The organism is Shewanella sp. HL-SH8 (genome assembly GCF_051165765.1).
Lineage (GTDB): Bacteria > Pseudomonadota > Gammaproteobacteria > Enterobacterales > Shewanellaceae > Shewanella > Shewanella glacialimarina.
In genome coordinates this window covers 142,594-155,487 of the sequence record NZ_CP195039.1, presented here as the reverse complement: position 1 = coordinate 155,487, position 12,894 = coordinate 142,594, and the positions used below count along the sequence as shown (strand labels likewise).

Genomic DNA, 12,894 nt, shown 5'->3' with positions numbered 1-12,894 from the left:
GGCTCATTTGAATAGGCTAATATAACTATGCCACTACAATAACGACATCAGTGATTTATAATGGCTTGCTAGGCAAAATATATATCCACTTATTCCAGGTGCTTAGTGAGATAATCAGTGATATTGTGATGCTTTGTATTTGGCGACATTTTAGGCATTATGATTAAATATTTAATGGACTACCTGCGGATCATTTTATTTGTGTGTGGGGTATTAATTGGTATTCAGGTTCCCGGTTTTGTTGATCAATATGGGCAACGTCTTGAGGCGCATCAATTAGAAGCTAAACTGAGTTTGGCTGAATTTCAGCGCGATGCTGATCGCTTTTTTGGTGGCGACTTCAATAAGCTAATTAGCCACTATCGGCAAAACAATGATCCGGTTGTTAATGCTGGTGGTGAAAGTATTGAGTATATTTATCAACGTTATGTGTTGTTAACCGAGGCGCTTACTCAGTTCCGCCGACACAGTTACAGCCCTTATCAACAGCTTATTCTGGCACCGCAACATGACATTCAAGTTGAGGTATGGAAAAACTATTCCCATGTGATTTTATTAAAGCCCGAAGCGATTGCTATTGGCATGTTGCTAGGGCTGTTATTTGCCGTGCTATGTGAATCTATATTATCGATTTTGTACTTGGGTTGCCGTAAGGTATTTGTGTCAACTTAACCGTTTGTTTTTGAACTTACTGTGTCAAGATGACATGGTTAACTTACCTAGGCCTGACTTGGCCCGAGTGTTATGACTATTCAACCCATATAAAGTCCTTTGGGGCGATGTTATTTGCCTGAAAAAGTTTCTATTACTGACACCGATATCATCTCATAATCGATGCAATCACTATAGGCCGCACTACTTTTGGTGAGCAGTGTTAGTCCTCTATTTTAATTCTAATATTGTCGGCTATTGTTTCAAGTTGAGTGATTAACAATGCTTGGGTAACGTTTTCTGGCAGCCTTAAGTTGAGCTTGGCGCTGTATACGGTTTTACCAATAGACGTGACTTGTACTCGGTTACTTTCTTGGTGTTCAACACTGGCTTCAAGTTCAGACAATATCTGATTTATATCGTGGGTTAATCCTGCTCGGTCATTACAGTCTAAGGTTAAGGTAAACTCGGTGCAAAGTGGTAGGTTTTCATGCTCGAATTCGGCATAGACGAAGGTCAGCTGAGGAAATTTTTGTGCTAAATGTTGTTTAAAAATCAATTCTTGTTCTGTACTTATCATAACTCGCATCATAGCCGTGAATTGACCATCGAGTTTGATGACTTTAGTGGTTTCCCAACTGGCACCCATTTCGCGGCTGACCTGGGCTAAAGACTGTAAAAGGTTGGGTTGTAAAGCCCCTAGTACTGTAGTGATAAATTTATGTTTCATGTAAGCTCCCCTGTTTGTTGCGTCTTACTTCAGGTTACCGATAGTGCACAAACTAATCTGTGGTTAACGACACATTTTCATCAAATAAGCGCACTTTTGGGTTAACCTGCACACTTTGATAGTTGGGTGATGATAACGGGAGTTGCGTGTTTAAAACGCCAATGGCTAATAATATCGCTTGAAACTATTAACAAATCATATTGAGCGATTGAATGACTCTGAGTGGCTTCATCTTGGTACTCAGTATCTTTTAAAAATAACAGGATTAACTCGCCTTCACGCTGAATTGTGGATAAACAGTCGGTGGTTAATTGGCATTGGGTTACCTTAGCCTGATACGACCCTCTACGAACCATGACATTAAAATCTAACACCTGTGAACCAATCAGTTCACTGTTAATAGACCATTCGCCTTTAAAAGCATAAGGCCTACTTGTTTGGGTTAAGTCTATTGCAGGACGGCTAGCTGAAGGCTTGTTAGTCGCAGAGTTATCAGTAAAAGTTAGCCTTAACCCGTTACCTTCAAGTAGTGATAAGTGACGATCGATACCCTTAAATATTGAAAAAGGTCCATTGGTTTGTACTCTTGCCATGCTGATCCGTACATCAAAGTTATCTAGATCAGCATCTAGGGGCCAAATATAGCGCTGAAATGTACTGCCTAAGCCATTTTTCCACGGTGTTGCCTGGCATTGACTGAATTTGAATAGCATTTTAGTCGGCTTATGTTGCTTGGGTAGAGCTTCAAAATAGGCGTAAATCTTTGTCTGTACAAGTTGCTATTGAAATATAAGTAATCTGCGTTATTATCAATAAATCGCCATGTTAAATTTAAGTGTTTTTATTGTTAACATCTCTTTTCGAATCTCGCCGATTTCAACGTTTAGCGAGCTTGAATCAAACCGTGCTTATCCTGTCTATGCGCGAAGGCTTTATTGCACTTATTCCTTTTTTTGTAATTTCTTCGTTAGCTTTTATGCTGATGGGATTGCAGTCTTTTTTACCTGACTTTACAGGTAAAACAGCCATTGTTTCTGCTTTAGGCACAAGTCATCGCTTAATTATGGCTATCTCACCGTTAGCGATTGTGATTTCGCTAAGTTATCACCTTTCTAAAAATTTAAGGGTTAACACTATAGTGGGCAGTATTTTGGCTTGCTTATGTTTTATTACGCACAGTAACTACCTGATTAAAAGTGATTCTGGCTATATGCTAAACTCTGTTTGGCCTAATTTTTACTCCATAGTTATTCCACTGTTGGTGCCCTATTTAGTGCGTTTTTTTCTTGGTTTTAATGGGTTGAAGCTGGTTAGAGCATCAGTGGCAAGCTCATTTTTAATGAAGCACTTAAATCTTATTCTGCCTTTCTTTTTAGTGTACCTCACGCTGTACTTAGTTTTACCGATTATGGATTTGTTGATTGGTGATTTGACTGCTAACTTGGTGACCTTTGTGACTGGATTGTCATTAGAGGTGCAAGGCTTTATCCGGATGTTAATCATACATAGCCTTTGGTTTATCGGGGTGCATGGTGATAACACTTACTTAAGTCTTTTTTCAAATGCGCTGATGTCAGAATCTTTTGTTGCGGGCTTATCTTTAAACAGTTTTTACAACAACTTTGTTATTGTGGGGGGCTCAGGCTGTTTATTGTCTTTGGTGATTGCAACTTTGTGGCGTGGTCGTTCGTTACAAGAGTTAACGCTGATGAAAGTGTCTTTGCCTTTTAACATGTTTAACTTCTGTGAGCTAATCGTGTACGCATTGCCGATTGTGTTTAATCCTGTTTACTTAATTCCCTTTATTTTGGCGCCAGCGGTTAATTTTATTATTTCATATTGGGTACTTGGTTTAGGTTTCATTGAATTTACCTCTCAAGAAATATCTTGGATGACCCCGGTGTTTTTGAACAGTTGGTTAATCAGTGGTGACATTAAGGCTGTGCTATATCAGGCCTGTTTAATTGTGTTGAATGTGTTTATTTATCTGCCATTTGTGTTGTTTTCCAGCAGATTTGCCAATAATGCCAACTTAATAGAAAAGCTCAGTCATAAGTTAAAATTTACTGATATCCATCAATTAGATGCAGAAGCTCGATACAGCTCTGAGCAGCGAGATTCAATTATTCATATTACAGAATTGAATCAAGTATTACACCAGATTGACAATGGTAAGTTGATTTTATATTACCAACCTAAAGTGGATATAAATCAACGTAAGGTAATCGGCTTTGAGGCGCTGCTGAGACTGGAAAATAACCTGGGTGAAATTTCTGGCCCCTGGTTTATGGATATTCTTGAACGCAATAATTTAGTGTCGATGATCGATTTCTGGGTGGTCAATAGAATTAAACATGACCTCAAAAAGCTGGCAGAAAATAGTATTAGGCCTTTTGTGTCGATTAATCTTCACCCTTTGTCGTTATTAGAAGCCTCAATTATACAGGGATTAGATGAACTCAATCGTTTGTATCCACAACAGATACAGTTAGAGGTTTTAGAGTCTGGTTTTAAAGATGACAGTCCCCAGGCTTGGGCGAATTTAGCGCAATTACAGCGCAAAGGTTTTAGTGTTGCCATTGATGACTTTGGCCGAGGGTTTTCTAACTTATCACGTTTAATTAAGTTATCCCCCAATGATATAAAACTTGATCGCTCGATGTTATTGGCGACAGATTCAGCCGACGGGTTACTGTTATATAAGCATATGGCGGCTTTATGTTCCGAATTAGGTTATCAATTAGTTGCTGAGGGCGTTGAAACCGAGGCTGAATTAGCGATTGTACGACAAGCGGGAGTGTATTGTGTACAAGGTTGGTTTTTTGCTAAAGCTATGCCAATAAATGAAGCTATGGCGTATCAATTTCCGCCAGAGTGAGTATAAAACTAAACATAAATATAAGTATAAGAAGTGACTATTTATCGATTGTTGAATGCCGTTAATATTGCAACGGTCACGCTTTATATGATCTAAGGGAGTTCAGATGTCAGAAACGTTAAAAAATACTATTCCACAACAAGCATTTGATTGGTATGACGAATATGCCCATGGGGGCATGGATCGTCGCATGTTCATCAAAAAGCTCGGTTCGCTAGTGGCGCTGGGATATTCAATGAGCGTACTGACGTCAGCTTTACTGCCCAATTATGCTTTAGCAGAGCAGGTATCCTTTAATGACGCTGCTATAAAAGCCACTTATGAGATCTTTGATTCGCCGTTAGGGTATGGCAAAGGGCGCGGTTATTTAGTGACGCCGACAGATAAAACGGGTTTATTACCCGTGGTGCTGGTGGTACATGAAAACCGTGGTCTTAATCCTTATGTTGAAGACGTGGCTAGACGTTTAGCCAAAGCGGGCTTTATTGCATTTGCCCCAGACGCTTTGTTTTCTTTAGGCGGGTACCCTGGGAATGATGATGAAGGGCGGGCGATGCAAGCAACATTAGATCGCGCTAAAATTGAACATGACTTTGTTGCTGCGGGCAAGTTTTTAAAAGCTCATCCAAACAGTAATGGCAAGTTAGGCGCTGTTGGTTTCTGCTTTGGTGGTTATATTGTGAATTATCTCGCCGCTGTTGATGCTGAGCTTATTCAGGCGGGGGTGCCTTTTTATGGTACTCCAGCGGCCAAAGAGCTGCGCAAAAATATTAAGGCGCCTTTAATGGTGCAATTAGCTGAGCTGGATGAAAGAGTGAATCAGTCTTGGCCTGAGTATGAGCAAGATTTAAAAACTTTTGATGTACCTTATCAAATGCACATGTACAAAAATGCTAATCATGGTTTTCATAATGATTCTACTAGCCGTTATGATGAAGCTAATGCTGAGTTAGCATGGCAAAGAACATTGGCATTTTTTACTCAGCATTTAGTATAAGTGATTAATCATGTTTTCAAACTACATGTGAATAGCTGTCGGGTGCGAATACCTTTATTGACTAAGCCTAGTTTGAGCTATCGCTTTAATGCATAAAAAAGAGGCTCACATAATGTGAGCCTCTTTTTTATTTAGCTATCCTAAGCTGAAGTTAACCAGCTTACTTTAGTGGTTTTCATTTGCTCAAAGCTATTGACTAACCTCTAACGTGGCCATTACCAGACACTAAAAACTTCTCAGCAGTTAATGCTTCTAATCCCATTGGGCCATAGGCATGCAACTTAGTAGTGGCGATACCAATTTCTGCACCTAAACCGAGCTGGCTACCATCAGAAAAGCGCGATGAGGCATTGACCATTACAACCGAGGCATCAACACTACGCTGAAAACGTTGAGCACGCTCAGTGTTTTCGGTACAGATTACCTCAGTGTGATGGCTACCATTTTGATGGATATGATCTAGGGCTTTATCCATGTTTTCAACCACTTTAATCGCGATTTCTAAATCAAGATATTCCTGACCAAAACCATCATCAGCCAGTAAATTGGCTTGTTTAAAGAATGGCATGCTTGTAGCACAGGCATTAATAGTCACATTATGTTCAGCTAAGTGCTTTGCCACTAACGGCATAAAGTCGCTGGCAATTTCCTGATGAACCACTAAGCCTTCTAGTGCGTTACACACTCCAGTGCGCTGGGTTTTTCCGTTCAGCAGAATGTTGATCGCTTTGTCAAAGTCAGCGTGTTTATCAACATATAAATGGCAAACGCCTTTAAAGTGCTGAATAACTGGTACTTTGCTGTTATCGGTAACAAAGTTAATTAATCCTTCACCGCCGCGAGGAATGATCACGTCGATCAGGCCGCGTTGATCCATTAAATCCATTAGCAGTTGTCTATCCGCATTAGGTACTACACTGATTAATGCTTCAGGTAAACCGAACGAGGCTAAGGTTTGTTGTAAAATACTGGCAATCGCTTTGCTTGAATGAATAGCTTCTTTGCCGCCGCGCAAAATAATGGCATTACCTGACTTGAAGCACAGGGCGCCAGCATCTGCTGTCACATTAGGTCTTGCTTCATAAATCATACACACAACGCCTAAAGGCATGCGCATTTTACTGATTTTAAGGCCGTTAGGTTGCTCGCCAATATCGCGTATTGTGCCGACAGGATCATCAAGTTTTACAATATCTTCGATGCCTTTAGCCATCAGCTCAATGCGTTCTTCGTTTAGCAATAAACGGTCAAGCATTGCACTGGCAACATTATCTTGCTTAGCGCCATCCATATCTAACTTATTTGCTTCAAGTATGGCGGGTAAACCTTTACGCAGTTCGGCGGCCATGACTAATAAAACCTTATTCTTTGTTGCGGTATCTAAATTTGCTAACACGCGTGCTGCTTGTGACGCCTGCTGTGACATAGTTGTCATTAAATTCATGTGTTCTCCAAAACGGTTAAATGCTCTTTTGCGATAATAGAATTGTCTTGAGAAAAATAGCCGTCGGTTGTTTTTATATCGTCTTGTTCTTGGGCGATATAATTTAATAAACAACTACTGTAATTCGTCATGGCTTTAGCCACTCTAGTGCCATCATCTGTGGTGACTAAAATGGTATCTCCTGCGGAAAACTGACCTTTCACTTCAATAATATTTTCGCGGGTCAACATATCTTCATTGTCGCCAAACGCTGTGGTGGTGTCATTAATGATCACTTCGCCACGTTCGCGAACGGTGTGAGTCATCCAATGCACTGCGGGTGATAATGGCTCGTTGCTAGGTAAAAAGTGAGTGCCAGGGTTGTTACCTTCAAGTAACTGGTTAAAAGAGTGAACGTCAAAACCATTAATAATAAAGGTATCAATACCATGTGCGGTGGCTTTTTCTGCAGCTTCAATCTTAGTTTGCATACCACCTGTGCCGGTTGTGCTTACCGCCCCACCCGCCATGGCGTATATCTCTGGTGTGATCACATCCACTTGCTGTAATAATTTTGCATCACTGTGGCTGTGTGGATTTTTATCGTAAAGCCCATCAACATCAGTACACATAATTAAAGTATCAGCATTAATGGCTGCTGCAGCCATTGCGGCCAGATTATCATTATCGCCCACTTTCAATTCTTCCGAAGTGACAGTGTCATTTTCATTAATGACTGGCAGCACGTTATATTCGAGTAATGACTCGATGGTTTCTTTAATGCTGACATAACGCTCACGGTTACATAAGTCGCCTTGAGTCAGTAATATTTGTGCCAGTGGCATATCAAGCAACTTAGCCCATATAGCCATCATGTCGTTTTGACCTGCTGCTGCCATGGCTTTCTTCAAGGCTTTTGAAGGATTATCAACATTAAACCATTGACGACCCGCAGCAACAGAGCCCGAAGATACCAAAATAACTTGCAGGCCTTGCTTACGGCAAGATTTAATAAAGTCGGCAATGTTTTTCAGGTATTTAGGACTGCAACCGTCACTGCCTGGAGCAATTAATGCACTGCCCACTTTGATAACGATCCGTTTGTTATTACTTAAAGACATACTTCCTCTTATGATGTGCTTTCAATCAATACTTGGTTAACTTCTTTAAATTGGTCAGTTATTTCCTTTGAAGGCTTTTCGCTCCAAAGACTAACAAGCCATATGCTGAGTGCACTAATTAAAAACCCAGGTAGCATTTCATACACTAAGCTACTGAGTGTTGCGCCGCCTTCTAACACAGGCGCATAAATCCAGAACAATACAGTTGCTGCGCCAGTGATAATACCGGCAAGTGCACCACTGTAAGTGACTCGATCCCACAGCAAGCAGAACAAAATTAATGGACCAAATGCGGCGCCAAATCCAGCCCATGCATTGCTGACAATACTAAGAATATTGCTAGAAGGTTGTAATGCCATTACTGCGGCTATTAGCGCAACGACAAATACGCAGCCTCTACCTACATTCACTAAATGCTTTTGCGACAGTGTTTTTTTACTGTAAACACGGTAAATATCTTCGGTTAACGAGCTCGATGACACTAAAAGCTGTGATGATATTGTGCTCATTACCGCAGCCAAAATAGCGGCTAATAAAAATCCACTAATTAGTGGGTGGAATAAAACATTCGAAAAGAAAACAAAAATGGTTTCAGGATCTTTTAGCTCAACATTGAATTTATTGACATACGCCACCCCTGTTAACCCTGTCGCCAGTGCGCCCACAATGGTGACTGTCATCCAACTCATGCCAATACGTCTTGCTGTTTTGATGTTTCTAACCGTATCAATAGCCATAAACCTAACAATAATATGTGGTTGACCAAAATAACCTAACCCCCAGGCTAAGCTAGACAGTAATGATAATACGGTCAGACTTTCAAGACTTTGACTGAAAGAGGGGATCTCTTCTAGTGAGTAAGCCATCATGGTTTCTGCACTTTCAAAATAAGTAAATGCTACTACTGGCACCATGACCAGTGCGATGAACATAATCACGCCTTGCACAAAGTCAGTCAGGCTGACCGCAAGAAACCCGCCTAATAATGTATAAGCTACCACCACAAACATGGTGATGAAAACGCCTAGCTGATAGTCGAGCCCGAATGCGGATTCGAATAACTTGCCGCCGCCGACTAAGCCAGCTGAGGTATAAAGTGTAAAGAAGATAATCACGACAATCGCAGATACCAGCTTAATAATACCGTCTTGCTTGTGAAAACGTTGGCCAAAGAAATCTGGCAAGGTTAACGCATCATTAGCGACTTCTGTGTATACACGTAACTTAGGGGCGACTAATTTATAATTTGCCCACGCACCAATAACCAAACCCACAGCAACCCAGACAGTGCTAAAACCTGAAACAAAAATAGCGCCGGGTAAGCCCATCAGCATCCAACCACTCATATCTGATGCTCCCGCAGAAAGCGCGGTGACTTGAGGGCTGACTTTTCTGCCTCCCAACATGTAATCAGATAAGTTAGAAGTGGATTTTTTAGCGGCATAAATTCCGATGCCTAGCATTAACATAAAATATAACGTTAATGTGAAATAGGTATAATTCATTACTTTCCTGCGTTATTGTTTGAGTACGACTTATATATTGTATACAAAGGGCTGAAAACATAAGTCGCAAGAATTAACCAAAAACAAAGAAACTCCATCGAGTTTTTAGCTATTCTCTTAGGTTTTGTTTTTGAGTTGAATATTTTTTTGATAAAATTTTTGCGTTTCATATGATTCACCACGAATAATTAGAGTACGAACTATTATGATACGTTGTTAACGGAGAATATCAACCCGTGATGGTAAGTTTATGACAACTATTTCGTTTTAAAATAAGCAAAATAGTCTGTTTATGAGTGATTCAGATTTTGATAGAATTGTAATTATTAGTATTGAATAGACAATTGGGGTGAATAAGTCCGATGAAAAAGTATGAAGAGTTACTCGTCTCCTTGCGCCAAGTGATCCGCGCAATCGATTTGTATTCAAAGAAATTATCTAAAGAGACAGGTTTAACAAGTCCGCAGCTATTGGTCTTGCTGTCGATTGCTGAGCATGACGATGCCATGGTGAAAGAAGTGGCTAAAACCATTAATTTAAGCTCGGCAACCGTTACGAGTATTGTCGATCGTTTAGAAAAGCGTGGTTTAGTAACGCGTACGCGTTCGACAACGGATAAACGTAAAGTAGGAATTAGTTTAACGGATCAAGGTAAAGAGATAATTAAAGACTCTCCTAAGCCTTTGCAAGATCACTTCATTGCCCGTTTTGAATCAATGCAAGAGTGGGAACAGTCACAGATGTTGGCGACCATGCAACGTATTTCAAACATGATGGATGCTGAAGATTTAGATGCGTCACCTGTTTTAGAAGTTGGCCAAATAGATCAGCATTAGTATCATTAAAGAGCTAACCATTTAATGTTGAGTTAGCTCTAATTTTGCCATGTTAATTGTGATTAAAATGGTGTCTTAATACAGAGTTTTCCTTCAGAGAATACCAACTTCCCTTTACTGTATACCGCCTCAATCGCCAGTGAGTTGGGATTTAATAAATTAATATCAGCATCCATATCAATGGCTATTCGACCCTTTTGAGTTAACTTTAATATGTTAGCGGGTGACTCAGTAATTGAGGCTAAAGCAAGCTCAATCGGCACATTAAACAGTTTAACCGCATCAACCATAGCTTGATGTAGGCTACTGACTAGTCCCATTTGTAAATCAATTAAGTTACCTTTAGCATCAAATATCGGCAGGCTGGCATTGCCATCTGAGCTCATTGTCAGTTGGCTTATTGGGGCATTTTTTTCTAGCGCTAATGCTAATGCTTGGGCCGCGGGAACTTCCCCTTGGGCAATAATTTGTGCTGTCGTGCTGGTGGTAAAATCAATAAAACCGCCCTTTAGGGCAAAATCAATTCCAGCCTCTAATAGTGATTTGCTACGGTTAATATGGGTTGGATAATATTGGGTGATCGGAATGTCAAACTCACTAATGACTTGCTCAAGTAACTCGAGTTTACTAGGCTCATCTCCCACATGAATACTGACAATACCCACTTTGCCAGCCAACATTCCAGCCACTCTAGCCTCAGATGTCAGGCGTGCCATTTCGTGTGAGGTAATTTGTGAACTCCGGTGATCAGCAATGGCCACTTCACCGACACCAATAAACTTATCAATCAGCATAATGTCATGCTTTACTGATTGGGTGATGGTGACCATAGGCAAATGATACGATCCGGTATAGCAAAATACCGATAAACCTTGCTCTTCCAACGCGTAGGCTTTAGCGAGAAGATTCTCTAAACTGCGGGTTTGAGCATCGGTTCCCAGTACGCCTACCACAGTGGTTACGCCGCCCTTAATCGCGTCGTTTATGTGCATTTCAGGGGTGCGAGTTGTGTATCCACCTTCTCCACCACCGCCAGTAATGTGTACCAGTGAGTCAACAAACCCTGGGGTTAATATTAATCCTGAAGCATCAATGACAGTAATGAATGAATTTGCGGTGAGATCAATACTATCTTCAATGGCAATAATTTTACCGCCGCCCAACAGAACATCTTTTTTACCCAGAGACATAGGTGCATAAACTTGTGCATTTTTAAATAATTGCATGAAAACCCTTAGCTAAAATTGATGCTGACGGCAACAATCATAAACGTGATCGAAATGCTGACCAGCAGCAACATAAATCGCCATATAAATTTGGCCCAAACAAACCAATCTACTTTAGCTACACCAAGACAGCCAATCAGTGCGGCAGAGGTTGGAATGATGATATTGGTTAAACCGTCACCTAATTGAAAGGCTAATACGGCAATTTGACGGGGTAAGCCTAAAATATCAGCCAATGGCGCCATAATGGGCATAGTTAACGCAGCCTGGCCAGAACCCGATGCGATGAAAAAGTTAAATATGGATTGAAATAAGTACATGAAAACCGCTGAAGCGGTTTCAGGTAATTGCCCTAAAAATAGACCGGTATAGTGTAGTAAGGTGTTTAATACAGACGGAGTATCCGCTTGATCGCCGCCTAATATAATCACAATACCTTTGGCCATGCCGACAATCATCGCGGCGGGCAACAATTCTTGTGCGCCTTTTTTAAAGGCGTTAGCGACATCGTTAACTTTAAGGCGTTTGCTGAGAATGGCGATTAAACCTATCGCACAACCTAAGGTAAAAAACTGACTGGCCAGTTCGGGAATATAATAACCTCTGGCAATAACACCCCAAATAACCCAAACAATACCCAGCATAAAAGTGGTGAGAATAAGACCATCGGTTAAATTGAATTTAACCTTCACCTGTGGCTCAGTTGAAAAAACTTCTTCGCTAAAGCAGGGCGATAATTCAGGGTTTCGTTTTATTTTTTGGGCGTAGTGCATAGTAAATGCGACACCGATAGAGGTGAAAATAAACCACATTATCACCCTAAACTCTAACCCTGACATTAACGGCAGGTCAGCAATACCCTGCGCTATTGCAACACTAAAAGGGTTCATCCAAGATGCGGCAAAACCAATTTGAGTCGCGACATAAGTGACTAAAATGGTCACAATACCGCTGTAGCCTATGGCGCGCATTAAAGGTAGCAGCACAATACAAAAGGCAATGGCTTCTTCGCCCATACCAAATATTGCACCGCCAGCGGAAAATAGAACAAATAGAATAGGAATAAAAGCCAGTTCAAATTTTTGGGTTTTAGCGATTAACGCCAAAATACCATTATCAACCGCTTTGGTTTGCATGATGATACCAAAGGCGCCGCCAGTAATAATGATAAACATCATTACTCCAATGGCTGAGCCCCATTTGTCACCTGAAACCATGCCTTCAAAGGCAAAATTGAGAAAGCCAATTTCACCCTTTTCGGCAAATAAGGGCACTCCTTGGTAGTCGGTAGCAAACTGAAAACTACCCGCAATTAAGGCTGATTTATTGGTGTCAGGATTGATGGCAACTTCAAAAAAGCCTGCAGGCACAAAGTGGGTGGTAATTGCGGCAAATAACACCACAAAAAACAAGATGATGAAGGCATCTGGCATTTCTCGAGCTGTCTGTAACTTCATATTGTTATACTTTTTATTTTGGTGAAAGGAAAAGGTAGGCCGTGCTACTAAGCACAGCCTACAGAGCTTA

The 12,894-nt window shown here is 40.8% G+C and carries 11 protein-coding genes; 4 read left to right on the top strand and 7 right to left on the bottom strand.

The window, feature by feature from the left end; translation table 11 throughout:
- The first annotated feature begins 159 nt into the window (after positions 1-159).
- Positions 160-672, top strand: a complete 513-nt coding sequence (locus ACRWQN_RS00650) for a DUF2937 family protein (RefSeq protein WP_434939447.1) — start codon at positions 160-162, stop codon at positions 670-672.
- A gap of 202 nt (positions 673-874) precedes the next feature.
- On the opposite strand, the gene ACRWQN_RS00645 is transcribed toward ACRWQN_RS00650, so the two are convergent.
- Together ACRWQN_RS00645 and ACRWQN_RS00640 are read right to left on the bottom strand one after the other, a co-directional pair.
- A complete protein-coding gene (locus tag ACRWQN_RS00645) occupies positions 875-1,381 on the bottom strand; it encodes an ACT domain-containing protein (RefSeq protein ID WP_434927532.1) in 507 nt (168 codons plus the stop codon).
- A 101-nt stretch (positions 1,382-1,482) separates the two neighbouring features.
- Entirely contained in the window at positions 1,483-2,094 is a 612-nt protein-coding gene (locus tag ACRWQN_RS00640; RefSeq protein ID WP_434939446.1) for a HutD/Ves family protein, read from the bottom strand.
- A gap of 131 nt (positions 2,095-2,225) precedes the next feature.
- Here ACRWQN_RS00640 and ACRWQN_RS00635 point away from each other — a divergent pair, with 131 nt between their 5' ends.
- Entirely contained in the window at positions 2,226-4,259 is a 2,034-nt protein-coding gene (locus ACRWQN_RS00635) for an EAL domain-containing protein (protein WP_434939445.1), read from the top strand.
- Positions 4,260-4,365: 106 nt separating this feature from the next.
- Positions 4,366-5,256 (top strand): dienelactone hydrolase family protein, encoded by an 891-nt coding sequence (locus ACRWQN_RS00630; RefSeq protein WP_434939444.1) that lies wholly within the window; start codon positions 4,366-4,368, stop codon positions 5,254-5,256.
- 196 nt (positions 5,257-5,452) lie between these two features.
- On the opposite strand, the gene ACRWQN_RS00625 is transcribed toward ACRWQN_RS00630, so the two are convergent.
- From ACRWQN_RS00625 to putP, 3 genes are read right to left on the bottom strand one after another with little or no spacing between them, the layout of a single operon-like run.
- Positions 5,453-6,700: a glutamate-5-semialdehyde dehydrogenase gene (locus ACRWQN_RS00625; protein WP_434939443.1), complete on the bottom strand. Its 1,248-nt coding sequence runs from the start codon at positions 6,698-6,700 to the stop codon at positions 5,453-5,455.
- Positions 6,697-7,800, bottom strand: coding sequence for a glutamate 5-kinase (proB, locus tag ACRWQN_RS00620; protein ID WP_434939442.1), 1,104 nt, complete (start codon positions 7,798-7,800; stop codon positions 6,697-6,699). The genes ACRWQN_RS00625 and proB overlap by 4 nt, the downstream gene beginning before the upstream one ends.
- Positions 7,801-7,808: 8 nt before the next feature.
- Positions 7,809-9,305: a sodium/proline symporter PutP gene (gene putP, locus ACRWQN_RS00615; RefSeq protein ID WP_434939441.1), complete on the bottom strand. Its 1,497-nt coding sequence runs from the start codon at positions 9,303-9,305 to the stop codon at positions 7,809-7,811.
- A 362-nt stretch (positions 9,306-9,667) separates the two neighbouring features.
- On the opposite strand from putP, the gene ACRWQN_RS00610 reads away from it, so the two are divergent.
- On the top strand, positions 9,668-10,141 hold the full coding sequence (locus ACRWQN_RS00610) for a MarR family winged helix-turn-helix transcriptional regulator (RefSeq protein ID WP_434939440.1): 474 nt from the start codon (positions 9,668-9,670) through the stop codon (positions 10,139-10,141).
- A gap of 62 nt (positions 10,142-10,203) precedes the next feature.
- Here ACRWQN_RS00610 and iadA read toward each other — a convergent pair whose 3' ends face one another.
- Both iadA and yfcC read right to left on the bottom strand, forming a co-directional pair.
- Positions 10,204-11,367 (bottom strand): beta-aspartyl-peptidase, encoded by a 1,164-nt coding sequence (iadA, locus tag ACRWQN_RS00605; RefSeq protein WP_434939439.1) that lies wholly within the window; start codon positions 11,365-11,367, stop codon positions 10,204-10,206.
- Between the two features lie 8 nt (positions 11,368-11,375).
- A complete protein-coding gene (yfcC, locus tag ACRWQN_RS00600) occupies positions 11,376-12,824 on the bottom strand; it encodes a putative basic amino acid antiporter YfcC (RefSeq protein ID WP_434939438.1) in 1,449 nt (482 codons plus the stop codon).
- Positions 12,825-12,894 lie beyond the last annotated feature (70 nt).

Coding starts and splice junctions, on each gene's coding strand:
- ACRWQN_RS00645 (WP_434927532.1), bottom strand. CDS start 1,381: ATGAAACATAAATTTATCACTACAGTACTAGGGGCTTTACAACCCAAC.
- ACRWQN_RS00630 (WP_434939444.1), top strand. CDS start 4,366: ATGTCAGAAACGTTAAAAAATACTATTCCACAACAAGCATTTGATTGG.
- proB (WP_434939442.1), bottom strand. CDS start 7,800: ATGTCTTTAAGTAATAACAAACGGATCGTTATCAAAGTGGGCAGTGCA.
- iadA (WP_434939439.1), bottom strand. CDS start 11,367: ATGCAATTATTTAAAAATGCACAAGTTTATGCACCTATGTCTCTGGGT.
- yfcC (WP_434939438.1), bottom strand. CDS start 12,824: ATGAAGTTACAGACAGCTCGAGAAATGCCAGATGCCTTCATCATCTTG.
- putP (WP_434939441.1), bottom strand. CDS start 9,305: ATGAATTATACCTATTTCACATTAACGTTATATTTTATGTTAATGCTA.
- ACRWQN_RS00650 (WP_434939447.1), top strand. CDS start 160: ATGATTAAATATTTAATGGACTACCTGCGGATCATTTTATTTGTGTGT.
- ACRWQN_RS00640 (WP_434939446.1), bottom strand. CDS start 2,094: ATGCTATTCAAATTCAGTCAATGCCAGGCAACACCGTGGAAAAATGGC.
- ACRWQN_RS00625 (WP_434939443.1), bottom strand. CDS start 6,700: ATGAATTTAATGACAACTATGTCACAGCAGGCGTCACAAGCAGCACGC.
- ACRWQN_RS00610 (WP_434939440.1), top strand. CDS start 9,668: ATGAAAAAGTATGAAGAGTTACTCGTCTCCTTGCGCCAAGTGATCCGC.